Source organism: Mesorhizobium sp. J428 (assembly GCF_024699925.1).
GTDB lineage: Bacteria > Pseudomonadota > Alphaproteobacteria > Rhizobiales > Rhizobiaceae > Mesorhizobium_A.
The window spans coordinates 1,436,500-1,458,064 of record NZ_JAJOMX010000001.1; the positions used below are offsets into that span (position 1 = coordinate 1,436,500).

The following is a 21,565-nucleotide window of genomic DNA, read 5'->3' on the forward strand; positions in this document are numbered from 1 at the left end:
GTATCGACATCAAAAGGCCTATCGCGTCAAGCATGGCCGGTCCTGCGCCGGCGTCTTGAATTGACACAGGCGCCGCCCCATAACGGACGGGGGCGGGCGACAGGACAATCAAGGCAGATCGGGGTAATGCCGACACTCTTCAGGCTTCTGACGATCATCGCGGTCATCGTCGGGATCGTCTACGGCGCGATGCATGCCCTGGTCTTCTTCGTCAGGCCGAACAAGGGCGAGATGACCGAGCGCGTGCCGGTCGAGCGCCTGATGCGCGACAAATGACGGGCGAAAGCGGATGAACAGCGCATCGCTGGTCGAGTCCTTCCTGGAAATGATGAGCGCCGAGCGCGGCGCGGCCGAGAACACGCTCGCCTCCTACCGCCGCGACCTCGACGACGCGCGCGAGCAGCTGTCGGGCGAGCCAGGCGGTCTGGCCGGCGCTTCGTCGGCGGCGATCCGCGGCTATCTCGACAGCATCGCGCAACGTGGCTTCGCGGCGTCGAGCCAGGCGCGCAAGCTGTCGACGCTGCGGCAGTTCTACAAGTTCCTCTATTCGGAAGGGCTGCGGGCCGACGATCCCTCGGGCCCCGTGGACAGTCCGCGCAAGGCACGCCCGCTGCCGAAGGTGCTGAACGAGGCGGAGACGGGGCGGCTGCTCGACCGGGCGGCGGAGGCGGCCGCGACGCGCGAGACCGGCGCCGTGCGCATGCTGGCACTGGTGGAGGTGCTCTACGCCACCGGGCTTCGCGTCTCCGAGCTCGTCTCGCTGCCGGTCGGCGTCGCCACGCGCGACGAGCGCTTCTTCATCATCCGTGGCAAGGGCGGCAAGGAGCGCATGGTGCCGCTGTCGCCGAAGGCGCGCGCGGCGATGCGCGACTGGCTGGCGCTACGCAACGCCGAGCCGAAATTCGCCGACAGCCCCTGGCTCTTCCCGTCCCATTCCGAGCAGGGTTACCTGCCCCGGCAGGTCTTCGCCCGCGACCTGAAAACCCTCGCGGCCGGCGCGGGGATCGGCGCCAACCGCGTCTCGCCGCATGTCATCCGCCATGCCTTCGCCAGCCACCTGCTGCAGAACGGCGCCGATCTGCGCGCGGTGCAGGAATTGCTCGGCCATTCAGACATATCCACGACGCAAATCTATACGCATGTGCTGGAGGAAAGGCTCGTGCGTCTCGTCCACGACCATCACCCGCTTGCCGATTAGCATGCGTGACGGTATGTGGAGGCTCGATTTCGCGCGCCGCAGACCCCATCTGGGGGCGATGCGCCGCCTATCCTACCTGTTACCGGCGCGTGGTTCGCGAACGTATGTTTAATTACCTCGATTTCGAAAAGCAGCTTGCCGACATCGAAGCGAAGATCGCCGAGTTGCGTAAGCTTTCCGCCGACGGCAGCGTCGACTTCGCCGACGAGATCGCCCGGCTGGAGAAGCGGTCGCAGGATCTGCTGCGCGATCTCTATAAGGCGCTGACGCCCTGGCAGAAGGCGCAGGTCGCCCGCCATCCCGACCGGCCGCACTGCCTGGACTATGTGCGCGCGCTGTTCACCGATTTCACGCCGCTGGCCGGCGACCGCAGCTTCGGCGACGACCACGCCATCATCGGTGGCTTCGCCCGCTTCCGCGGCGAGCCGGTCGCGATCCTCGGCCAGGAGAAGGGCGCCGACACCAAGTCGCGCCTGAAGCACAATTTCGGCATGGCCCGGCCCGAGGGCTACCGCAAGGCCGTGCGCATCATGGAACTCGCCGACCGGTTCAAGGTGCCGGTGGTGACGCTGGTCGACACGGCCGGCGCCTATCCCGGCATCAACGCGGAGGAGCGCGGCCAGGCCGAGGCGATTGCGCGCTCGACCGCCGCCTGCCTGAACCTGCGCAGCCCGAGCGTCTCGATCGTCATCGGCGAAGGCGGGTCGGGCGGGGCGATCGCGATCGCCACCGCCAACCGCGTCTACATGCTGGAGCACTCGATCTATTCGGTCATCTCGCCTGAGGGCGCGGCCTCTATCCTGTGGCACGATTCGACCCGGGCGAAGGATGCTGCGACCAACATGAAGATCACCGCCCAGGACCTCCTGGAGATGAAGGTGATCGACGGCATCATCGCCGAGCCGCTGGGCGGCGCACATCGCGCACCTGAGGCGGTGATCAACGCCACGGGCGAGCGGATCGAGACCGCTCTTGCCGAACTGCGGCAATCCAACGCGGACTACCGCGAACAGCGCCGCGAGAAGTTTCTGGCGATCGGCCGCAATCTCTGACGGCGGTTTCAGTCGGCGCGCGCCACAAATTCGCCGCTCGGTTGCGCTGAATGAACTCTGCGTGACTTAAGGGGTCACGGGGACGCGCAACCCTTGCGGTAATGATTTTTCAAGGTTAACCGGACTAGCGTCAGGGTGATCCGACAGAAGACATCCGCAAGCCGGTCGTCGTCGGGGATGATCAGCGGGACGAAAGACAGCGCCGAGTGATGAGTTCTAGCCTATTCCGCGCAGGTGCGCTCATTGCCTTGCTCGCAGTGGCGGGTTGCAACGGTTCGCTCGAGGAGATCGCGCCGAAATCCGAGCGCGCCCTCTCTGCGAAGATGACCGAACTCGTCCGGTCAAAGGGCATGCAGAAGAACTCGCCGATCATGGTGCGGATCTTCAAGGAAGAGAACGTCCTCGAGGTCTGGAAGCAGAAGTCGAACGGCCGCTACGACCTCGTCACCAGCTATAATATCTGCAAATGGTCCGGAAAGCTCGGCCCGAAGTTCACCGAAGGCGACCGCCAGGCGCCGGAGGGCTTCTATGCCGTCGGTCCGGGGCAGATGAACCCGAATTCCAATTATTACCTCGCCTTCAACACCGGCTATCCGAACGCCTATGACCGCGCGCAGGGCCGCACCGGCACGCACCTGATGGTGCATGGCGCCTGCTCGTCGTCGGGCTGCTACTCGCTGACCGATGCGCAGATGCAGGAGGTCTATGCCTTCGCCCGCGACGCCTTCGCCGGCGGCCAGACGGCGTTCCAGCTCCAGGCGTTTCCCTTCCGCATGACGGGCGCCAACATGGCCCGCTACAAGGACGACCCGAACTTCGCATTCTGGAAGATGCTGAAGGAAGGCTACGACCACTTCGAGATCACCAAGGTGCCGCCGAAGGTCGACGTCTGCGAAAAGCGCTATGTCTTCAACCGCGCCACCGACGGGCAGACGCCCTTCTCGCCCACCGGCGCGTGCCCGGCTGCAACCATGCCCGACACGCTGGCGACGGCGTTCCAGTCGCACCAGTCGAAGGAGACGGCCGCGTTCTCGGCAGCGCTCAGCAAGTCCGCGCCGCCGCCGAAGGCCTCCATCCTGGGCATCAAGGAGGCGAGCCTTGTCGCCGACTGGAGCAAGAAGCGGTCGCGCGGCGAGCGCGTGCCGATGGAGCCGCCGTCGATGCAGAAGGATGGCAGCGTCGTAGCATCCTCGACCATGGGTCGCATCGATTCGCCGCTCGGCCGCAAGATGGCGGCAATCGAGGCGGCCGAAGCCGCCAAGAAACGCGCCGAGGAAGAAAAGAAGCTTGCCGCCGAACGCGCCAAGGCGGACGCCGAAGCCAAGCGCATTGCGCTGGAAGAGGCCAGGAAGGCGCCGAAGCCGGAAACAACCGCCGAAGCCAAGGTCGAGCAGGCCGCGGCCGAGCCGGAGAGCAGCGTCACCGCGGTTCGCAAGCGCATCCGGAACCTGTTCGGCGGTTGATGAGCCGTCCGATCGCGGTCTATGACCTCAGGGGGCTGAACTGCCCCCTCCCCGTGCTCAAGGCCCGCAAGCGGCTGTCGAAGATGCGCCCCGGCGCGCGCATCTGGCTGGAGACCACCGACCCGCTGGCCGCGATCGACATCCCGGCCTTCTGCAACGAAACGGGCCACGAGCTGATCGAGACGCAGAAGGCGGACTACGGGCACCGTTTCCTGGTGAGCCGGCGACCGGCTCGCCCGGTCAGGCCTTGAAGCCCGCGATCGCCAGCGGATTATCCTCGATCGCCGCGCGGTCGGGCACGCCGACGGCGACCTGGCCGGTGATGGCCGTGAACAGCCGCCGGACATAGTCTTCCGGCAGGCCGTCGCCGATGACAACGAGACGCACGCCGCGCGGACCTTCCGGCCAGAAAGGCAGCCTCGCCGGCGGATGCAGCATCGACTGCACGCCGTGGATGACCAGCGGGCGCGACGGGTCCTCCGCCAGCTCGATCACGCCCTTCATGCGCAGCAGGCGCTCGCCCTGGGTGGAGCGGAGCAGGTCGAGGAAGGTCTCGATGGCAGAGTAAGGCACCGGCCGGTCGTGGACGAGCGAAAAGCTGCGGATATGGTCGTGGCGGTGGTGATCGTGATCATGGTGATGATCGTGGTCGTGGTCGTGATGCTCGGCCTGGTGGATTGCCTCGTCGCGCAGCCAACGGCCGACATCGGCGGTCTTGGTGGCGGGATCGTAGAGACCGCAGTTGAACAGGTCCGACACGCTTGCCGTCGCCGCCGACGGCACGATCGGCGCGCCGGGGTTGAGGCGCCTGATCGTCGCGAGCAGGTCGGCCGGAGGCTCGGCCATGTCCGTCTTGGTCAGCACGATGCGGTCGGCCACGGCGATCTGGCGGGCGGCCTCGGCATGGCGGTCGATCGTGGCAAGGCCGTTGACGGCATCGACCGTGGCGATCACGCCGTCGAGCCGGAACGCCTGCATGAGCGCCGGATGCCCCATCAGCGAGAGCAGCACTGGGACCGGGTCGGCGAGCCCTGTGGTCTCGATGATCACGCGCTTGAGCGAGGGCGTGCGCCCGGTCTGGATGCTGTCGACGATGCCCGCCAGCGTGTCGACTAGGTCGCCGCGCACCGTGCAGCAGATACAGCCGCCGGAGAGCTCGATCACCCCGTCGCTCGAGCTCTCGACCAGGAGATGGTCGATCGCCACCTCGCCGAACTCGTTGACGATGACGGCGGTATCGGAGAGTGCCGGATCCTTGAGAAGCCGGTTGAGCAGGGTCGTCTTGCCGGATCCGAGGAAGCCGGTGAGCACGGAAACGGGGAGTGGCAGGTTCATATGCGCTCTACTGCGTCACGCCGTTGGACGGCGCCTGCGCGCTTTCCTCGACCGGGGGCGTGTAGTCCGGGCGCGGCAGCGGCACCGGGATGTTGCCGACCATCGCCGGGCGCTCGAACTTCGGCATGAAGGGCGAGGCGGGGCCGGTCGCGTTGCCGATCGAGATGGCGGTGACCCGCGGCGTCGGCAGCTCGCCGCCGGTCAGATGCGCGGAATGGAAGACGAGCTGGCCCTTCTCGTCCAGCGCGTCGAGGCGCTCCTTCGCAGCGGCCTTGGTGCAGACCGTGTCGCGCATGTTGATCGCCGGAGCGGTCTCCTCGCCTGGATTGGCCTTCACCTCCCAGAGCTTCGGGCTCCGGGCCGCGGGCAGCGAGAAGCCCTTGGCGAGAAGGTCGGCGGCCTTGTCGGCGCGGGTGGCAACGGAAGTGGCGCCGATTACCACCGCGAGCATCGTGCGGCCATTGCGCGTCGCCGAGGCGACGAGGTTGTAGCCAGCCGGGCAGGTGTAGCCCGTCTTCATGCCGTCGGCCCCGGTGAAGCGGCCGATCAGCGTATTGTGGTTCTCGATCACGTCCTTGCCCGAGCCCAGCGCCTCGATGGTGAAGTAGGAGGCGTATTGCGGGAACTGGGCGCGTAGCGCGAGCGCGAGCACGGCGAGGTCGTGCGCCGTGGTGTACTGGCGGTCGTCGTGCAGGCCGTGCGGATTGACGAAATTGGAGTTCGTCATGCCGAGCCGCTTCGCCTCGCTGTTCATGCGCGCGGCGAACGCCTCCTGCGAGCCACCGAGGCTCTCGCCAATCGCGGTGGCGACGTCGTTGGCCGACTTGACCATGATGATCTTGAGCGCGGCATCGAGGGTGAGGACCGTGCCGGCGGGGTAGCCCATCTTGCTGGGCGGCTCCTTGGTCGCCCTCTCGCTGATTCGTACCGGCGATTCGAGCGTCACCTCGCCGAGCTGGATCGCGCGGAACGCCACATAGGCGGTCATCAGCTTGGTCAGCGATGCGGGATACCAGTGCTGGAACGCCTGCTCGCTGTCGAGCACGGCGCCGGTGTTCGCGTCGAGCAGCAGCGAGGGACCGGCGGCGGCCGGCATTGCAGCGCCGAAAACGATCGACGCCACTGTCGCTGCCCACAGGAATCCGTTCGGTCTTCTCATTCGCGGAACTCGCCCCTTGCAGGTTCTTACCTGGTGTCCTTAAGCTTTGGCGGCAATGGGACGCGCCGCCCGGATCAGGGTGTCAGTGCGGACTAGTTAGCCTATGTGACGCCAAGATGGCAAAGGGCCGCCTGGCCGCAGCGATGTCAATCGCTTGCGCCAGGACGCCATGCCGCCGGAGACGAAGTCGATATGCCGATCCTCAACCGTGCCGCCGAACTCCAGGATGAGGTCGCCGCCTGGCGGCAGGAGATCCATCGAAACCCTGAACTGCAATTCGACGTCTTCAAGACGGCGGCATTCGTGAAGCAGAGGCTGGAGGAATTCGGCTGCGACGAGATCGTGACCGGGCTTGGCAAGACGGGCGTCGTGGGCATCATTCAGGGCCGGCTCGGCCCGGGCGAGACGATCGGGCTGCGCGCCGACATGGACGCCCTGCCGCTCAACGAGATCACCGGCAAGCCCTATGCCTCGACCACGCCGGGCAAGATGCACGCCTGCGGCCATGACGGCCACACCGCTATGCTGCTGGGCGCGGCGAAATATCTCGCCGAGACGCGCAATTTCGCCGGGCGGGTCGCTGTCATCTTCCAGCCGGCCGAGGAAGGCGGCGGCGGCGGCAACGAGATGGTCAAGGAAGGGATGATGGATCGTTTCGGCATCTCCCGCGTCTTCGGCATGCACAACATGCCCGGCATGCCGGTGGGCAGGTTCGCGATCCGGCCGGGCCCGATCATGGCCGCGACGGCCGAGTTCACCATCACGGTGTCGGGACGCGGCGGACATGCGGCGATGCCGCACGTCTCGGTCGACCCGATCGTGGCCGGGGCGGCGATGGTCGGCGCGCTGCAGACCATCGTCTCGCGCACCGCCGATCCGATCGAGGCGCTGGTCGTTTCGGTGACCAAGTTCCACGCCGGCGACGCCTACAACATCATCCCGGAAAAGGTCGAGATCGCCGGCACGGTGCGGACGCTGAAGAAGGAGATGGCGGCGATTGCCGAACGGCGCATTCGCGAGATCTGCGAGGGCGTGGCGGCCGCGCACGGGGCGAAGGTCCACATCGACTACGATTCCAACTATCCCGTCACCGTCAACGATCCGCAGCAGGCCGCCTTCGCAACCGAAGTGGCACGCGAGGTTGCCGGCGAACCGAACGTCGAGGCGGCGACGCCGCCGGTGATGGGCGGCGAGGATTTCTCCTACATGCTGGAAGCCCGGCCGGGCGCCTTCATCTTCATCGGCAACGGCAACTCCGCCGGCCTGCACCATCCGGCCTACGACTTCAACGACGAAGCCATCCCGCATGGCATCAGCTACTGGGTGCGGCTGACCGAGCAGGCGCTGGCGCGCTGAGGCGCAGATCCGGACGACGGGTCAGAGATTGAAATTTCCCTGATCGACTTCACATCCAATGAACCCCGTGGCGAAATTCGACGCGACGTTGTCGACGCAGATATGGGAAACCCCGTTTGCGAAGATGCCGGCGTCACCTGGGCTCGAGTTGCCGATCGCATTGTCCTGAAGGATGACATCCGGTGAGGTCTGGACGCTTATTCCGAACGAGGAATTGGCGGAGATGTCGTGAACCTGATTGCCTCGGACGATCGCTCCAGGCGCGGTGGAGAGGAGGATACCCGCCGCCTCGCCGGTCTCGGTCACCCCGGACACGACGTTTCCGGTGACCGTATGTCCCGGGCCGGATTGGACAAAGATGCCGCGCGCAATCGCGAACGATCCGTTCCCTGTATCGAACACGAAATTGTTCCTGACGATCGAGTGCCGTCCCTCGATGTGGATGCCGTGGCTTCGCGCCGCTTCGATGCGCATGTCCTCGACGATATGCCCCTTGCTTGCGCCGCTGCTTCCGTCGCCCGTTGCATCGAGGTAGACGTTTTCGCCGAACCCGCGCACCGAGCCGTTGCGGACCGTGATGTTCTGACGGTCCAGGGTATAGATCCCGATGGCTGTCGTCGCGGTCCCTCCGGCCAATCCCCCCAGCTTGTAACCGTTCATCTCGATGATGACGTTGTGCGCGTTGATGGTGATCGCATTGCCGGTCGTGATGTTGGTCGACAGGTCCTTCTTGAAGCAATGGACCCCCTGCTGGGTGATGACGGTCGGGACCGCGACGATCTCGATGCAGTCCTGCACCTCGGCGCGGGCGGCCGAAGATAGAAGCGCGCAGGCGAGGCCTGCGAAAGCGAGCATGCACTTCATGACGTTCCCCCACGATGAATTGACGCAAGGGAAAGGAGAACACCGGCTTTTGCCCGCTGTCCATGAAATTCGTCACACGCGACCGGACAATGCCGCCGACTCCGACGCGGCGCCTGGACCGCGGACGTTTCGGCGAGCGCTTGTCCCCGCGAGGCAAACATGCCGTCGCGGACCTTGGCGCACGCGTCGGAAGCGGCTATGTGTCTCTCCGCGTGGTCCCGTAGCTCAGTAGGATAGAGCATCAGATTCCTAATCTGAGGGTCACAGGTTCGAATCCTGTCGGGATCACCATATCGCCGTTGCGAGACAAGACCGGGGGAATGATCGATGCCGCGGTATCTGGCCGGTGCCCTCGCCCTCCTCGCGCTGACGATTCTGCCCGGCGCATCCGGCGCGCAGACGGGTCCGGGAGAGACGAGGCCCGACCTGCCGCCCAAGGTGGTGAAGTCCGCGCCTGTCAACCTCGTCTTCCACCGAGAATCCGGCGCCTACGAGCTTTCCTACAGCATGGTTCCGCGCGAGCAGGTGTTCGGCCGCGTCTTCACCGAGGCCGGCGTCTCGGTCGAGTGGCGCGACCGCTCGGCCGCAGCGGAAGTGATCTCCGGCAGGCACAGGGGTTCGCTCGATGCCATCGCCGGCGAACTGCTCTCCGGCCGTAACTTCGTGGCGACCTACCAGCCGGCGAATCCGGTTCCGCGCATGGAGCATCTCGTCGTGCTGGGACGCTCCGGCGCGGGCGGCCAGGCGACCGAGGTGGGCGTCGGCGCGGCCGCGCCGATCACCGCCGAGGAACCGGGAAAACAACAGCCCGCCGCACGGCAGGACAGTTGCCAGCCGCCCGCGGCGACGTCGGAAGACATGCCCGAGCCTTTCATCTCCGCCGCGGCCGCGTCCGGGGCCAGCGGCGCCGGCCTGAGCGAGCGCGGGCAGATCGTGCTGAAAGACAACAGGATCCTGCTCGCCGGCGGGTTCGACGATTGCACCGGCCGTCCGTCCGACCAGGCCGACCTCCTCGACCAAGCCACGGGCAAGATCACGCCAACCGGACGCATGCGCACCGCGCGCGCCGGCGCATCGCTTCAGCTGCTGCCGTCGGGCGACGTGCTGGCCATCGGCGGAGACACGGGCGGCGGCATGGCCGGCGCGACCGACAAGATCGAACGCTACGAGGTGGCGAGCGGCCAATGGAAGGCGGCGGGCCTCTTGTCGATGCGCAAGGACGGCATCGTGACCTGCGGGCTGAAGGACGGCTCCGTGCTGATCGTCGGGGGAAAGCCCGTCGCCGGAAACCCGGACCTTGCGCGCCAGGCGGAAATCTACGACCCGGCAGCCCAGAAGGCACAATCGCTGCCGGCCAAGGCAACCCATGCGCACAGCGCCGGCGCAAAGACGCTCACGCTGGAAGACGGCCGGTGCCTGATCGCCAGCGACGGGCCGGGGGCCAATCTGGAAATCTACGATCCCGCTCAGCGGGCGTTCACGTCCGTCACGGTGCCGGCGGAGATCGCGGAAAACCTCGTCGGCGCCGTTCAGCTGGGATTGCTGCCGGACGCGACTGTCCTGCTCGTCTCCGACCGGTCCTACGTCTTCAATCCGAAGACCGGGCGCTTCAGATCGATCCCCTGAACGCTCAGTGCAGTGACGGCCAAATCCCGTAGAGGGATACGCAAACCCGCATCGTCAGGTAGGGATCCTGAGCTTCAACGGGAAGGCTGTTGCCGGTCAGTCCGAGCATCCCTGATTTCATCAGCTTGTTGGCCGCACTCTCGCTGTATCGGTATTGACCAGTGTTGCCGGAAGCCAGGATTTTGCCGCCGGGGCCGCCCATGCCACCTAAAGTGTTGGTTGCCAGCACTTGGTGATTGTGAGGCGGAAGATTGCCGATGGTGAGGGTGAACGATTCGGCCCCGCCGGTCTGGCCCACCAGCTTGTTCTGCAATCCCGGTCCTGCGCCCGCGTGGATAGGCAGTCGCCCCCGAAAATCTGGGAGGCCAAAGGTGTTCTCGCCATCGCCGCCGAATGTCGTGCCGCATAAGGTGAACAGCGCCTCGTTCTCACTGATCGACCGCAAGGCGCCATTCGCCTCCGCCCAGCCCAACGGACAGAAATTGTAAGGAACAATGATCACTTCCCCGATGTAAGGGCTGCCATCTGCAAAAGCCTGTCGCGGAGCGGCCATCAAAGCGAATGCTCCTACTGCAAGCGCCGAAACGGCGGCCCCGAAGAAACGAAATCCCGACATCTCAACCCCCTACCGATCGCGAGCCCCCCATCCATAGATGGCAGCTGAACGCCAACCAAACCATCAATCGCGCGGCGGATAAATGCCCAGGAGCGCGATGCACCATGTCATTGTGAGATAGGGCCCACGATGACCGACCGGCTGCCCGCTGCCGGTCATTCCAATCATGGCGGAGTTCATGGTGCGGTTGGGAGCCGCGTCGGAATACGGTCTGAGCTCGCTGGCCGCCAGGAGCTTGTCGCCTGGGCCGCCCTTGTCCGCAATGACGTTCGTCGCATTCACGACGTGATTGTGCGCAGGCATCTGGGCCGTGGTGAGCGTGAAGCTCTCCTGCCCGCCCGTCTGACCGAGAAAGTAGTTCGAGAGCCCCGGCCCCTGACCCTGGCCGATGGGAGCACGGCCCCTCAGATCGGGAAGAGCAAACGTCGTCTGGCCGTTGCCGCCGAACGTTGTTCCAAGAAGCGAGAAAAGCGCGGTATTCTGCGCGATTGGAAGGAGTTGGCCGTTCGCTTGGGCGAAAGAGCGCGGACAGAAGTTGTAGCCTGTCAGCATCAACTCGCCGATGAACGGCTCGGACCCCGCATGGGCCGGCGCGGCGGCGCCGACGGCGGTTCCGGCAATGCCGGCAGCGGCTGCAATGCGCACCAGGCGCGATGAAACGGACATTCTGGACCCCACCTTTGAAATGCCAACCAAAAGACTGACGTTACGTTACCTTAGTGGCTCGCTCCACTTTCGAGAAGCAATTTTTTCTATCGGTGGAGAACCTCCGACACAATCCCGTGTTCAGTCGACCGCCCCGGCAAATCCAGGATCGCTCACCATCTGGGACGCTGGGCCATTCTCTGACCCGGCCGGCGCCTCACAGCGTCCGCAGCGCGGCGACCAGAGCCTGCATGTCGGCGGGCAGCGGCGCCTCGAACTCCATCACCTCGCCGCTGACCGGATGGGCGAAAGCAAGCAGGCCGGCATGCAGGGCCTGGCGCGGAAAGGCGTCGACCACCTGGCGGACGACATCGGGGAGGCGATTGGATTTTGTCCGGAAGCCCGCGCCGTAGTCGCGATCGCCGACCAGCGGATGGCCGATATGGGCCATATGCACGCGGATCTGGTGGGTGCGCCCCGTCTCCAGCCGGCACTCCACCAGGCTCGCGACCGGACCGTCGGGCCGCTTCGCGCCGAATGTCTCCAGGACCTCGAAATGGGTGATTGCGTGGCGCGCATCGGGCCGCCTCTCCGGCACGACGGCCTGGCGGGTGCGATCCTTGGTCGAGCGGCCGAGATGCGCGTCGATCATGCCCGACTTGCGCGGCGGCGCGCCCCAGACGACGGCGAGGTAGGCCCGCTCGAGCTCGCCCTCGTGTCCGTGGTCGGCAAAGGCCTCCGACAGTTCGCGGTGCGCGAGATCGGTCTTGGCGGCGACCATCACGCCGCTGGTGTCCTTGTCGAGACGGTGCACGATGCCTGGCCGCGCCACCCCGCCGATGCCCGACAGCGAGGCGCCGCAATGATGGATCAGCGCGTTGACCAGCGTACCGGTCCAGTTGCCTGCGCCCTGGTGGACAACGAGACCGGCCGGCTTGTCGATGACGATGAGCTGGTCGTCTTCAAAGAGGATGTCGAGGGCGATGTCCTCGCCCTGCGGCTCGGCCGGCGCGGGTGCGGGCATGTCGATCACGACGTCCTCGCCGCCGGCCAGCTTGTGCTTCGGTTCGCCGACGGCAGCGCCCGAGACGGTGACGGCGCCGGCCTTGATCAGCGCCTGGACGCGGCTACGCGACAGGTCAGGCCCGGCGACGCCGGCCAGCCACTGGTCGAGCCGCTGGCCCGCGGCGTCCGGCCCGGCGTGATACGCTTTCCTTGCCGGGCCGCCTTCGCTATCAGGGGCGTTCATCATCGACGGGACCAGGCTGGGCAGGACATGGCGGGACGCAATACCGATCTAGAGCAGGACGAGAAGCCGCTCGACCCGGCCGCCGAGCGCGTGCGGCAAAAGCTCGTGCGCTTCATGGCGATCAATCTCGGCATCCTGTTCTTCGCGGTTATGGTGGTGATCGCCGCCGTTGTCTACAGAAACTGGACCACCACCGAAACGCCGGCGGAAGCGTCGGCCCCGCCGATCGGCGAGACGACCAAGGCGCCGCTGGTCATTCCGGCGGGCGCCCGCGTCATCTCGCAAAGCCTCTCGGCAGGCCGCCTGTCGCTCCATGTCGCGCTCGACCCGCAGGGCGAGGCGATCCTGATCTACGACCTGCCCGCCGGCCGGCTGATCGGCCAATACGACATCGTGCGGCCATGAGCGGCAGGCGGATCGGCGCGGTTACTTTCCTCGTCCGCGACTATGACGAGGCGATCGCATGGTTCCGCGACGCGCTCAGCTTCCGGTTGTCCGAAGACACGCCGCTCGGCGACGGCAAGCGCTGGGTGCTGGTCGCGCCCGGCGCGGATGCGACCCCTCTCCTCCTGGCGGAGGCCTCGACGGATGAGCAACGGGCGCGGATCGGCGACCAGACCGGCGGCCGCGTCGGCTTCTTCCTGCATACAGACGACTTCGCCCGCGACCATGCGCGGATGACCGCCGCTGGCGTGCGTTTCCACGAAGAGCCGCGCCATGAGGCCTACGGGACGGTGGCGGTCTTCGAGGATCTCTACGGCAATCTCTGGGATTTGATCGAGCAGAAGGCTAGTTCGTGACAATCGTGCGTCAGTTTTGTCTGCTGCAAAACTTGACGCTCCCGCGAAATGCCACTATGGGAACGCCGACTTTCCAAGAGGCCGCCTGACATCGACCGCGCGCCGCCCCGATTTGGTGCGCTCATGTCGATATGGCCCGGATGAAGAACAAGGGTAAGAACGATGTCCCGCGAATGCGAACTCACCGGCAAGGGCGTGCAGTACGGCAATAATGTCAGCCACGCCAACAACAAGACCAAGCGCCGCTTCCTGCCGAACCTGGTGCGCGTGTCGCTGATCTCCGAGGCGCTGAACCAGACCGTTCGCCTGCGCATCTCGGCGAATGCGCTGCGCTCGGTCGAGCACCGCGGCGGCCTCGACGCCTTCCTGGTCAAGTCGTCTGCGGACGATCTGTCGCAGCGCGCGCGCCTGTTGAAGAAGCAGGTTGCCAAGAAGCTCGCGGAGCAGGCCTCCGAAGCGGCCTGATTTCCGCTTTACCGGGCCGCTTTCGGGCGGCCTTTTCGCTGGTGCCATCACCCAGGATAAAAAAATGGTTCCGTTCTCAAGATACCTGCCTTTCGTGGCCGCGATGGCGATCGTCGTCGTAGCATCCAACGTGCTCGTCCAGTTTCCCGTCCAGGGACATCTCGGCCCGGTCTCGCTCGCCGACATCCTGACCTGGGGCGCGTTCACCTATCCCTTCGCCTTCCTGGTCACCGATCTCGCCAACCGCCGCTATGGACCGGCGATGGCGCGGCGCGTCGTCTTCTTCGGCTTCGTGGTCGCCGTGACCTGCTCGATCATCTTTCCGCCGCTGCTGTTCCGCTGGGGCCTGATCGAATTCGAGACGGCCGCCGACCGGCTGGTGCGGATCGCGACGGCCTCCGGCCTCGCCTTCCTTGCCGCGCAGCTGCTGGACGTCACGGTGTTCAACTGGCTGCGCCGCCAGTCCTGGTGGCGGGCGCCGATCATCGGCACGCTCGCCGGCTCGATCGTCGACACGGCGGTGTTCTTCTCGGTCGCCTTCGCAAGCGTCTTTGCCTTCATCGGCCCGGACGACGGCTTCGCGCTCGAGGCAGCCCCCCTGCTCGGCGTCGGCAGCATGGAAGTCGCCCGCTGGATGTCCTGGGCGCTCGGCGACCTGTCGGTGAAGCTGCTGATCGCCGTCTTCGCGCTGATCCCTTACCGGATGATCGCGTGGCGCTGGGCCCAGCCGGCAGCCGCCTGAACGCAACGTCTTCGCAAGCACAAGCGTTGGGCAATCCGAACGCACTGCTGAAGCTTTCGGCAGAGCGCCTAAATCATATGCAAAATCAACGTATTGGTTTATTTAGAACTTTATGAGACCGTGCCGCTCGGATTTAAGAGGCAGATAGCCTATCCGGGGCATCGGGCGGCAGATGGACACAAGGCAAGACAGGCTCGGCGGCGGTCTGGGAGCAGCCGTAGACGACGATTTCCGCACGCTCTTCGTCACCCATCCCACACCCATGTGGGTCTACGATCCCGAGACACTGCGTTTCCTGACCGTCAACGAATCGGCGATACGGCTCTACGGCTATAGCCGCGAAGACTATGCCCGCATGACGGTGCTCGACATCCGTCCCGAAAGCGAGCGGGAGCGGATGCGCGCCGCGGTAAAGTCGCGCTCGGATCTCGGCAGGCCGGAACGCTGGCAGCACCTCAAGGCGAGCGGCGAGGTAATGGAGGTGCTGACCTACGGCCGCCACGTCCGTTTCGAGGGGCGCGACGCGATCCTCGCCATCGTCACCGACCGCACCGAGGTCAACCGCGCCTACAGACAGGCCAGCGATACGCGATCCCTGCTCGACAGCATCGTGTCCAGCCTGCCCATCGGCGTGTTCGTGAAGGACATGGAGGATGGCGGCCGCTACATCCTCTATAACGCGGCCTGCGGCGAGATCGTCGGCTTCGACCCGGCCTTCATCGTCGGCAAGAGCGACGAATATGTCTTCGCGCCCGAGCAGGCGGAGGTGTTCCGCAACCAGGACCATCGGGCCATGGAAACCGGAGGCGTCTATGCCTTCGAGGAAGCGGTCGAGCGCTCCGACCTGACGAGGCGCACCATCCGGACGGTGAAGCGGGCCATACCCACCATAGACGGCAGCCCCTCGCGCTATCTCGTCGGCATCTCACAGGACATCACCGAGCGCCGTACTATGAGGAACGCATCGCCCACATCGCGATGCACGACGCCCTGACCGGCCTGCCGAACCGCAGCTATTTCACGCAGCACATCACCCTGCTGCTCTCCGATCCGCATGTCGCGCGTCCGTTTGCGCTGATGTATATCGACATCGACCACTTCAAGCACGTCAACGACAGCATGGGCCATCCGGCCGGCGACGCGCTGCTGGTGGAGGTGGCCAAGCGGCTGAAGCTCATCCTGCGGCCATGCGACATGGTCGCCCGGCTCGGGGGCGACGAATTCGCGCTGATCCTCATGCTGGACGAGGTCGGGCGGGCGGACCTTTCGAAGCTTGCCGGCGACGTGATGCAGGCATTCTCGGACCCGTTCCATCTCGAAGGCGTGCAGGAGCATGTCGATTGCAGCGTCGGCATCGCTCTTGCGCCGCACGACGGCGACGACGTCAACACCCTGCTGCGCAATGCCGACCTCGCGCTCTACGCCGCCAAGGGCGACGGGCGCTCGACCTTCCGGTTCTACGAGAGCGCCATGCGGCTGCATGCCGAGCGCCGGCACGACCTGACGCTTGAACTGCGCCAAGGGCTGGCGGCCGACGAATTCGAGCTGCATTTCCAGCCGCTGCTCTCGCTGACGGACGATCGCATCTCCGGCTTCGAGGCTCTGGTTCGGTGGCGCCATCCGCAGCGCGGCCTGCTCGGCCCGGCCGAGTTCATCCCCGTCGCGGAGGAGACCGGACTGATCGGCGCGCTTGGCGAGTGGGTGCTGCGCGAAGCCTGCCGCATCGCCGCCGGCTGGCCGAGCGAGATCAAGGTCGCGGTCAACCTGTCGCCGTGCCAGTTCCGGCAGGTGGGCCTGCTGGCGACGGTGGTCGCCGCCCTCGACGATGCGGGGCTGCATCCGAGCAGGCTGGAGCTCGAGATCACCGAGTCTGTGCTGCTCGCCGAGAGCGGCCAGAACCTGCAATTGCTGCATGCGCTGCGGAATCTCGGCGTGCGCATCGCCATGGACGATTTCGGCACCGGCTATTCCTCGCTCAGCTACCTGCGCTCCTTCCCCTTCGACAAGATCAAGATGGACCGCAGCTTCGTCTCGGGCATAGGCACCGACCCGGGCAGCCTCGCCATCGTCAAGGCCGTCACCGGCCTCGGCTCCGGCTTCAACCTGACCACGACGGCCGAAGGGGTCGAGACGCCCGAGCAGCTCGCACGGCTGCGCCGGGAAGGGTTCGGCGAGATCCAAGGATATCTGTTCGCCAAGCCGATGCCGGCCGACGAGGCGCTCGCCTTCATCGAAATCCATCAGCGCGACGACGATGCGAGGCCGCTGGCGAAGGCGTCGTAGCCGCAGCCGCTGCGCCTCACTCCCCGCGCAGGACGAATTCCAAGTAGACGTTGCGCTGCAGGATCGAGTGGTTGTCGTCGGACATCAGCGACACGATCAGCGCGCCGTCGTCGCGCCGCCAGACGTCGATGCCTTCCATATTGTCGATCTGGTAGCTCATGTCGGCTTCCAGGAGCACCGGCCCGTCGGCGAGCGCGCCCTTGCGCACCGACTCACCATAGATGCGCCGCAGGCGCATGGCGACGCCGCGCGCGATCGAGAACGAACGCTCCAGCAGGAGGAGATCGCCATTGGGCAGGAACGCGCCGTCGGTGACGTCGAACTCTCCGTTGCGCTTGACCTTGAAGATGCCCTTGTCCGGTCCCTCGATGATCGCAGCGAAGATGTTGCCGTCCTTGTCGAGGCTCTTTTCCGAGACCACCACGCGCCCGCCCTCATGGATGCCGTGCGGATGGGCATGCGCGATCGTCTCCATGCCGCGGTTCTGGCGCAGTTCCTGGGACGGGATCACGAAATCGAGGTCGCGCAGCGCGACGCGCATATTATCCGGATCGATGCGGAACTCGGAGACGCGGTGGCCGCGCTCGAAGCTGACGGTCGCGATGTCGCCCTTGATGGCGAGGCCCTCGGCATCGGTGTGCCACTTCTCGCGGATCGGCTTGCCGTCGGCATCGACCATCTCGATCATGCGGAAATCGGAGACGCCCGACGGCCGCCCTTCGCCGTCATGCTCCATCCGTCCGAAGAACCAGAAACCGGTATCGGCGACGCCGATGAAATCGGAACCGGGCTTGCGGAAGCGGAACGCCGACATCGACCCGAAATTGCGGCCGCGCGAGGTCATCTCCAGCCCGCCGACGAACTCTAGCGCGCCGAAGCGCCTTTCCGACGCCCCGATGCGGAACTGGGTGATCTGCCGCGTGCGGATCTCCATCCGCTCGACATTGGCGTCGGCGCCGAGAGAAGATGGCGCGAGCAGCGTCGCCAGCGTCAACGCCAGCGCCGAGGCGAGCCGTGCGATCGGGCGCAAGCCGTTCACGCGGCGCGACCGCGCCGGTGCGGCGCGCCCGGCATGCGGCGGACCTCGCGGACCGTCTCTTCGGAGAACAGCGAGGCGAGCTGCTCTGTCATCGCACCCGCGAGCTCCTCGGCATCGACGATGGTCACGGCGCGGCGATAATAGCGGGTCACGTCATGGCCGATGCCGATGGCGAGCAGCTCGACCGGCGAGCGCGTCTCGATCAGGTCGATGACGGCGCGCAGGTGGCGCTCCAGGTAATTGCCCGGATTGACGGACAGCGTCGAGTCGTCGACCGGCGCGCCGTCCGAGATCATCATCAGGATCTTGCGCTGCTCGGGCCGGCCGATCAGCCGCTGATGCGCCCACAGCAGCGCTTCGCCGTCGATGTTCTCCTTGAGCAGGCCCTCGCGCATCATCAGGCCGAGATTGCGCCGCGCGCGCCGCCAGGGCGCGTCCGCCGACTTGTAGACGATGTGGCGCAGGTCGTTGAGGCGGCCGGGCGACGGCGGCTTGCCGTCCTTCAGCCACTTCTCGCGCGCCTGGCCGCCCTTCCATGCCTTGGTGGTGAAACCGAGGATTTCGACCGAGACGCCGCAGCGCTCCAGCGTGCGCGCAAGAATGTCGGCGCAGGTGGCGGCGACCGTGATCGGCCGGCCGCGCATCGAGCCGGAATTGTCGAGCAGCAGCGTGACGACCGTGTCGCGGAACTTGGTGTCGCGCTCCTGCTTGAAGGAGAGCGGCTGCATCGGATCGATGACGACGCGCACGAGCCGCGCCGGATCGAGATAGCCCTCTTCCAGGTCAAAGTCCCAGGAGCGGTTCTGCTGCGCCATCAGGCGGCGCTGCAGCCGGTTGGCGAGGCGGCCGACGACGCCGGACAGGTTTGCGAGCTGCTTGTCGAGGAAGGCGCGCAACCGGTCGAGCTCCTCCTCGTCACAGAGGTCTTCCGCGCCGACGGTCTCGTCGAACTGCGTGGTGAAGACCTTGTAGTCGAAGTCGGGTGGCAGATTGGTGAGCGAAGGATCAGGCCGGCGCGATTCGCCCGGCGTTTCCGATTCGGTGTCGTCGTCGGATTGATCCTCTGAGGTCGCGTCGGCGGCCTCCATCTCGCCGGCTTCCTGTTCCTCGCCGGAGGATTCGGTCTCTTCGCTCTGCGACTGCTCGCCGCCGGAATCGTCCTCGCCGCCTTCCTCGCTCTGGTCCTCGCCCTCGGGCTGGTCCTCGTCGTCCTGGCTGTCCTCGGACTGCTGGTCCTCTCCCAGCTCGTCGGCCATCTCCATGGAGACGAGCATGTCGCGCACGACACGGGCGAAGGCGTTCTGGTCCTCCAGCGCCGCTTCCAGCCCCTCGAAATCCGCACCCGCCTTCTCGGTGATCCAGTCGCGCCACAGCGAGACGACCTTCTCGCCGCTGTTCGGGACCGGCCGGCCGGTGAGCCGCTCGCGCACCATGAGCGCGATGGCGTCCTCCAGCGGCGCGTCGGCGCGGTCGGTGACGCCGGCGAGATTGGCCTTCAGGAACCGGTCCTCGAGCATATAGGCAAGGTTGTCGCCGACGCCGGTCATGGCGCGGGCGCCGATCGCCTCGACGCGCGCCTGCTCGACCGCGTCGAACACCGCGCGAGCCTGCTTGCCGTCGGGCGCGAGCCGCGCATGCATCGCAGTGTCGTGGCAGGCGCGGCGCAGCGCCATCGAATCGCCGAGGCCGCGCGTGACCGCGATGTCGGCCCTGGACGGCTTCTTGCCGATCTCCGGGAGTCTCGCCCGGTTCGCCGCCAGCGCCGGCTTGTCCTTGGCGAAGCTGACTTCCAGCGTCGGGTCGCCGGAGATCGCGCGCATGCATACCGAGATGGCGCGCTTCATCACCTCGCCGTCATTGGCGGCCTTGGGTTTGCCCCTCGTATTGTCGCCGGGTCCGGCCATGTCGCTCCGTCAGCCCAGCACCACGTTGACCGCGCTTTCCTTCAGCTCCTCGCCGAAGGCGCGCTGGTAGAACTCGGCGACCACGGTGCGCTCCAATTCGTCGCACTTGTTGAGGAAGGTGAGCCTGAACGCCATGCCGACATTGCCGAAGATCTCGGCATTTTCCGCCCAGGTGATGACCGTGCGGGGGCTCATCACGGTCGACAGGTCGCCGTTGATGAAGGCCTGACGCGTCATGTCGGCGACGCGGACCATCTTGTTGACGGTGTCGCGGCCCTTGTCGGTGCGGAAGTGCTTCGCCTTGGCGAGCACGATAGCAACCTCGTTGTCGTGCGGCAGGTAGTTAAGCGTCGTGACGATCGACCAGCGGTCCATCTGGGCCTGGTTGATCTGCTGCGTGCCGTGGTAGAGGCCGGTCGTGTCGCCGAGGCCGACCGTGTTGGCGGTGGCGAACAGGCGGAAGGCCGGATGCGGGCGGATGACCCTCGACTGGTCGAGCAGCGTCAGGCGGCCTGAGGATTCAAGCACGCGCTGGATGACGAACATCACGTCCGGACGTCCGGCATCGTATTCGTCGAAGACGAGCGCGACATTGTGCTGGTAGGCCCAGGGCAGGATGCCGTCGCGGAATTCGGTGACTTGCATGCCTTCCTTGACCACGATCGCGTCCTTGCCGACGAGATCGATACGGCTGACATGGCTGTCGAGGTTGACGCGCACGCAGGGCCAGTTGAGACGGGCGGCGACCTGCTCGATGTGAGTCGACTTGCCGGTGCCGTGATAGCCGGAGACCATGACGCGGCGGTTGAAGGCGAAGCCGGCGAGGATGGCCAGCGTCGTCGCCTCGTCGAAGATGTAGTCGGGATCGACGTCCGGCACGTGCTCGGTGGCGATCGAGTAGGCCGGCACGACCATCTTGGAATCGAAGCCGAATGTCTGTTGGACCGGCACCGTTGTGTCCGGCAGGTTGGCAATGTCGCGATCGACCCTGTTCATCATGCCTCCAGCGCGAGCGGCGAGACGCCCCGCGCAGCCTTTTAAACCGAATTTTCGGGCTGTCTTTAGACCAAATCGGGACCCGGTGGAAACACCGGAGTCCAAAATGTTGCCCGGCTTCGGAACAGGCAATCCGTGGTCAGCAGAAGCCCGACTGTTTCAAGAGCCGATATGCCTGGATCACGTCCCGAAATCGATCTTCAGAACCCCGGTTGCCGCCATTGGCGTCCGGATGGTGCTGCTTCACAAGCTGTTTATATCGCGCCTTTATGGCTTCGCCAGTCGCATTTGCGGCAAGTCCAAGCGTTTCAAGCGCCTTGGCCTCAAGCGGGCGCGCCTTGCGCGAGCGCTCGGGCGGCTGATATCCGCCGGTGCCGCCGAACAGATTGAAGGGATCGCGCATCCGGTTGTAGTAGCCGGCACGGCCGGACCGCTTCGCCGCGAACTCCGGGACCGACCGAGCGCTCGCATTGACGCCCATCGTCCAGGTCGGCCTGTGGCCCGTCAGCGCCTCCTTCTGGAAGCGCGCGATGTCGGTGTCGCGCAGGCCGGAGAAGTAGTTGTAGCCCTTGTTGTATTCCCGCACGTGATCGATGCAGAAGCGGAAATACTCGCCCTCGCGCATTCGCCCGACCGGCGCCTTGTGCGTGCCCGCCTCGCTGCACCCGTCCCACTGGCACGTCGGCGCATGGGTAGCCGTCTCCGCCCCGTCCTTGGAGTCGGGTCGGACCTTGATGCGTTCGAAATATTTCGAATAGGCGGTCATTCGCGGA

Annotated in this window: 21 protein-coding genes, 1 tRNA gene and 1 pseudogene; 13 read left to right on the forward strand and 10 right to left on the reverse strand. The window is 65.9% G+C overall.

Features of this window, described 5'->3' with window-relative positions:
- Nucleotides 1-126: 126 nt before the first annotated feature.
- The 5 genes from LRS09_RS07140 to LRS09_RS07160 all read left to right on the forward strand — a co-directional run bounded on the left by LRS09_RS07140 (nucleotide 127) and on the right by LRS09_RS07160 (nucleotide 3,964).
- The gene (locus LRS09_RS07140) at nucleotides 127-276 is read left to right on the forward strand and encodes a histidine kinase (RefSeq protein WP_257805092.1); all 150 of its coding nucleotides are present in this window, start codon (nucleotides 127-129) and stop codon (nucleotides 274-276) included.
- Between the two features lie 13 nt (nucleotides 277-289).
- Nucleotides 290-1,198 (forward strand): site-specific tyrosine recombinase XerD, encoded by a 909-nt coding sequence (locus LRS09_RS07145; protein ID WP_257805093.1) that lies wholly within the window; start codon nucleotides 290-292, stop codon nucleotides 1,196-1,198.
- A 104-nt stretch (nucleotides 1,199-1,302) separates the two neighbouring features.
- A complete protein-coding gene (locus LRS09_RS07150) occupies nucleotides 1,303-2,250 on the forward strand; it encodes an acetyl-CoA carboxylase carboxyltransferase subunit alpha (RefSeq protein ID WP_257805094.1) in 948 nt (315 codons plus the stop codon).
- Between the two features lie 209 nt (nucleotides 2,251-2,459).
- On the forward strand, nucleotides 2,460-3,713 hold the full coding sequence (locus LRS09_RS07155) for a murein L,D-transpeptidase family protein (protein WP_257805095.1): 1,254 nt from the start codon (nucleotides 2,460-2,462) through the stop codon (nucleotides 3,711-3,713).
- A complete protein-coding gene (locus LRS09_RS07160; RefSeq protein WP_257805096.1) occupies nucleotides 3,713-3,964 on the forward strand; it encodes a sulfurtransferase TusA family protein in 252 nt (83 codons plus the stop codon). Before LRS09_RS07155 ends, LRS09_RS07160 begins: the two co-directional genes overlap by 1 nt.
- On the opposite strand, the gene LRS09_RS07165 is transcribed toward LRS09_RS07160, so the two are convergent.
- Both LRS09_RS07165 and LRS09_RS07170 read right to left on the reverse strand, forming a co-directional pair.
- Nucleotides 3,954-5,048, reverse strand: a complete 1,095-nt coding sequence (locus LRS09_RS07165; protein ID WP_257805097.1) for a GTP-binding protein — start codon at nucleotides 5,046-5,048, stop codon at nucleotides 3,954-3,956. The two genes, LRS09_RS07160 and LRS09_RS07165, sit on opposite strands and share 11 nt — an antisense overlap.
- A 7-nt stretch (nucleotides 5,049-5,055) precedes the next feature.
- Nucleotides 5,056-6,207 (reverse strand): D-alanyl-D-alanine carboxypeptidase family protein, encoded by a 1,152-nt coding sequence (locus LRS09_RS07170; RefSeq protein ID WP_257805098.1) that lies wholly within the window; start codon nucleotides 6,205-6,207, stop codon nucleotides 5,056-5,058.
- A 192-nt stretch (nucleotides 6,208-6,399) separates the two neighbouring features.
- Here LRS09_RS07170 and LRS09_RS07175 point away from each other — a divergent pair, with 192 nt between their 5' ends.
- Complete coding sequence (locus LRS09_RS07175; RefSeq protein ID WP_257805099.1) at nucleotides 6,400-7,563, forward strand: M20 aminoacylase family protein; 1,164 nt, start codon at nucleotides 6,400-6,402, stop codon at nucleotides 7,561-7,563.
- Nucleotides 7,564-7,584: 21 nt separating this feature from the next.
- On the opposite strand, the gene LRS09_RS07180 is transcribed toward LRS09_RS07175, so the two are convergent.
- A complete protein-coding gene (locus LRS09_RS07180) occupies nucleotides 7,585-8,427 on the reverse strand; it encodes a NosD domain-containing protein (RefSeq protein ID WP_257805100.1) in 843 nt (280 codons plus the stop codon).
- 214 nt (nucleotides 8,428-8,641) lie between these two features.
- Between LRS09_RS07180 and LRS09_RS07185 the strand changes: the two genes are divergently transcribed.
- Together LRS09_RS07185 and LRS09_RS07190 are read left to right on the forward strand one after the other, a co-directional pair.
- Nucleotides 8,642-8,718, forward strand: a tRNA-Arg gene (locus LRS09_RS07185).
- A 36-nt stretch (nucleotides 8,719-8,754) separates the two neighbouring features.
- The gene (locus LRS09_RS07190; protein ID WP_257805101.1) at nucleotides 8,755-10,053 is read left to right on the forward strand and encodes a kelch repeat-containing protein; all 1,299 of its coding nucleotides are present in this window, start codon (nucleotides 8,755-8,757) and stop codon (nucleotides 10,051-10,053) included.
- A gap of 4 nt (nucleotides 10,054-10,057) precedes the next feature.
- Here LRS09_RS07190 and LRS09_RS07195 read toward each other — a convergent pair whose 3' ends face one another.
- From LRS09_RS07195 to LRS09_RS07205, 3 genes are all read right to left on the reverse strand, one after another.
- Complete coding sequence (locus tag LRS09_RS07195; RefSeq protein ID WP_257805102.1) at nucleotides 10,058-10,669, reverse strand: phage tail protein; 612 nt, start codon at nucleotides 10,667-10,669, stop codon at nucleotides 10,058-10,060.
- A 63-nt stretch (nucleotides 10,670-10,732) separates the two neighbouring features.
- The gene (locus LRS09_RS07200) at nucleotides 10,733-11,314 is read right to left on the reverse strand and encodes a phage tail protein (protein WP_257805103.1); all 582 of its coding nucleotides are present in this window, start codon (nucleotides 11,312-11,314) and stop codon (nucleotides 10,733-10,735) included.
- 217 nt (nucleotides 11,315-11,531) lie between these two features.
- Nucleotides 11,532-12,563 (reverse strand): RluA family pseudouridine synthase, encoded by a 1,032-nt coding sequence (locus LRS09_RS07205; protein ID WP_257805104.1) that lies wholly within the window; start codon nucleotides 12,561-12,563, stop codon nucleotides 11,532-11,534.
- A gap of 27 nt (nucleotides 12,564-12,590) precedes the next feature.
- Here LRS09_RS07205 and LRS09_RS07210 point away from each other — a divergent pair, with 27 nt between their 5' ends.
- The 5 genes and pseudogenes from LRS09_RS07210 to LRS09_RS07230 all read left to right on the forward strand — a co-directional run bounded on the left by LRS09_RS07210 (nucleotide 12,591) and on the right by LRS09_RS07230 (nucleotide 16,853).
- A complete protein-coding gene (locus tag LRS09_RS07210; protein ID WP_257805105.1) occupies nucleotides 12,591-12,968 on the forward strand; it encodes a fimbrial protein in 378 nt (125 codons plus the stop codon).
- On the forward strand, nucleotides 12,965-13,363 hold the full coding sequence (locus LRS09_RS07215) for a VOC family protein (RefSeq protein ID WP_257805106.1): 399 nt from the start codon (nucleotides 12,965-12,967) through the stop codon (nucleotides 13,361-13,363). Before LRS09_RS07210 ends, LRS09_RS07215 begins: the two co-directional genes overlap by 4 nt.
- A gap of 162 nt (nucleotides 13,364-13,525) precedes the next feature.
- Complete coding sequence (rpmB, locus tag LRS09_RS07220; protein ID WP_085466923.1) at nucleotides 13,526-13,828, forward strand: 50S ribosomal protein L28; 303 nt, start codon at nucleotides 13,526-13,528, stop codon at nucleotides 13,826-13,828.
- A 64-nt stretch (nucleotides 13,829-13,892) separates the two neighbouring features.
- Nucleotides 13,893-14,570, forward strand: a complete 678-nt coding sequence (locus LRS09_RS07225; RefSeq protein ID WP_257805107.1) for a queuosine precursor transporter — start codon at nucleotides 13,893-13,895, stop codon at nucleotides 14,568-14,570.
- A 172-nt stretch (nucleotides 14,571-14,742) separates the two neighbouring features.
- A pseudogene (locus tag LRS09_RS07230) lies at nucleotides 14,743-16,853 on the forward strand (putative bifunctional diguanylate cyclase/phosphodiesterase).
- Nucleotides 16,854-16,869: 16 nt separating this feature from the next.
- Here LRS09_RS07230 and LRS09_RS07235 read toward each other — a convergent pair.
- The 4 genes from LRS09_RS07235 to LRS09_RS07250 form a co-directional block, all read right to left on the reverse strand.
- Nucleotides 16,870-17,892, reverse strand: a complete 1,023-nt coding sequence (locus LRS09_RS07235; protein WP_374684818.1) for an esterase-like activity of phytase family protein — start codon at nucleotides 17,890-17,892, stop codon at nucleotides 16,870-16,872.
- Nucleotides 17,889-19,796 (reverse strand): cobaltochelatase subunit CobT, encoded by a 1,908-nt coding sequence (cobT, locus tag LRS09_RS07240; RefSeq protein ID WP_257805108.1) that lies wholly within the window; start codon nucleotides 19,794-19,796, stop codon nucleotides 17,889-17,891. Before cobT ends, LRS09_RS07235 begins: the two co-directional genes overlap by 4 nt.
- A gap of 9 nt (nucleotides 19,797-19,805) precedes the next feature.
- On the reverse strand, nucleotides 19,806-20,792 hold the full coding sequence (gene cobS, locus LRS09_RS07245; RefSeq protein ID WP_085466928.1) for a cobaltochelatase subunit CobS: 987 nt from the start codon (nucleotides 20,790-20,792) through the stop codon (nucleotides 19,806-19,808).
- Between the two features lie 139 nt (nucleotides 20,793-20,931).
- Nucleotides 20,932-21,558: a J domain-containing protein gene (locus LRS09_RS07250; RefSeq protein WP_257805109.1), complete on the reverse strand. Its 627-nt coding sequence runs from the start codon at nucleotides 21,556-21,558 to the stop codon at nucleotides 20,932-20,934.
- Between the last annotated feature and the right edge of the window lie 7 nt (nucleotides 21,559-21,565).

Bases quoted from the DNA above. Each gene is read 5' to 3' on its own strand.
- LRS09_RS07175 (WP_257805099.1), top strand. From the start codon at position 6,400: ATGCCGATCCTCAACCGTGCCGCCGAACTCCAGGATGAGGTCGCCGCC.
- LRS09_RS07215 (WP_257805106.1), top strand. From the start codon at position 12,965: ATGAGCGGCAGGCGGATCGGCGCGGTTACTTTCCTCGTCCGCGACTAT.
- LRS09_RS07150 (WP_257805094.1), top strand. From the start codon at position 1,303: ATGTTTAATTACCTCGATTTCGAAAAGCAGCTTGCCGACATCGAAGCG.
- LRS09_RS07165 (WP_257805097.1), bottom strand. From the start codon at position 5,048: ATGAACCTGCCACTCCCCGTTTCCGTGCTCACCGGCTTCCTCGGATCC.
- LRS09_RS07190 (WP_257805101.1), top strand. From the start codon at position 8,755: ATGCCGCGGTATCTGGCCGGTGCCCTCGCCCTCCTCGCGCTGACGATT.
- LRS09_RS07250 (WP_257805109.1), bottom strand. From the start codon at position 21,558: ATGACCGCCTATTCGAAATATTTCGAACGCATCAAGGTCCGACCCGAC.
- LRS09_RS07180 (WP_257805100.1), bottom strand. From the start codon at position 8,427: ATGAAGTGCATGCTCGCTTTCGCAGGCCTCGCCTGCGCGCTTCTATCT.
- LRS09_RS07160 (WP_257805096.1), top strand. From the start codon at position 3,713: ATGAGCCGTCCGATCGCGGTCTATGACCTCAGGGGGCTGAACTGCCCC.
- LRS09_RS07195 (WP_257805102.1), bottom strand. From the start codon at position 10,669: ATGTCGGGATTTCGTTTCTTCGGGGCCGCCGTTTCGGCGCTTGCAGTA.
- LRS09_RS07225 (WP_257805107.1), top strand. From the start codon at position 13,893: ATGGTTCCGTTCTCAAGATACCTGCCTTTCGTGGCCGCGATGGCGATC.
- LRS09_RS07210 (WP_257805105.1), top strand. From the start codon at position 12,591: ATGGCGGGACGCAATACCGATCTAGAGCAGGACGAGAAGCCGCTCGAC.
- LRS09_RS07140 (WP_257805092.1), top strand. From the start codon at position 127: ATGCCGACACTCTTCAGGCTTCTGACGATCATCGCGGTCATCGTCGGG.
- LRS09_RS07145 (WP_257805093.1), top strand. From the start codon at position 290: ATGAACAGCGCATCGCTGGTCGAGTCCTTCCTGGAAATGATGAGCGCC.
- LRS09_RS07155 (WP_257805095.1), top strand. From the start codon at position 2,460: ATGAGTTCTAGCCTATTCCGCGCAGGTGCGCTCATTGCCTTGCTCGCA.
- LRS09_RS07205 (WP_257805104.1), bottom strand. From the start codon at position 12,563: ATGAACGCCCCTGATAGCGAAGGCGGCCCGGCAAGGAAAGCGTATCAC.
- LRS09_RS07170 (WP_257805098.1), bottom strand. From the start codon at position 6,207: ATGAGAAGACCGAACGGATTCCTGTGGGCAGCGACAGTGGCGTCGATC.
- rpmB (WP_085466923.1), top strand. From the start codon at position 13,526: ATGTCCCGCGAATGCGAACTCACCGGCAAGGGCGTGCAGTACGGCAAT.
- cobS (WP_085466928.1), bottom strand. From the start codon at position 20,792: ATGAACAGGGTCGATCGCGACATTGCCAACCTGCCGGACACAACGGTG.
- cobT (WP_257805108.1), bottom strand. From the start codon at position 19,796: ATGGCCGGACCCGGCGACAATACGAGGGGCAAACCCAAGGCCGCCAAT.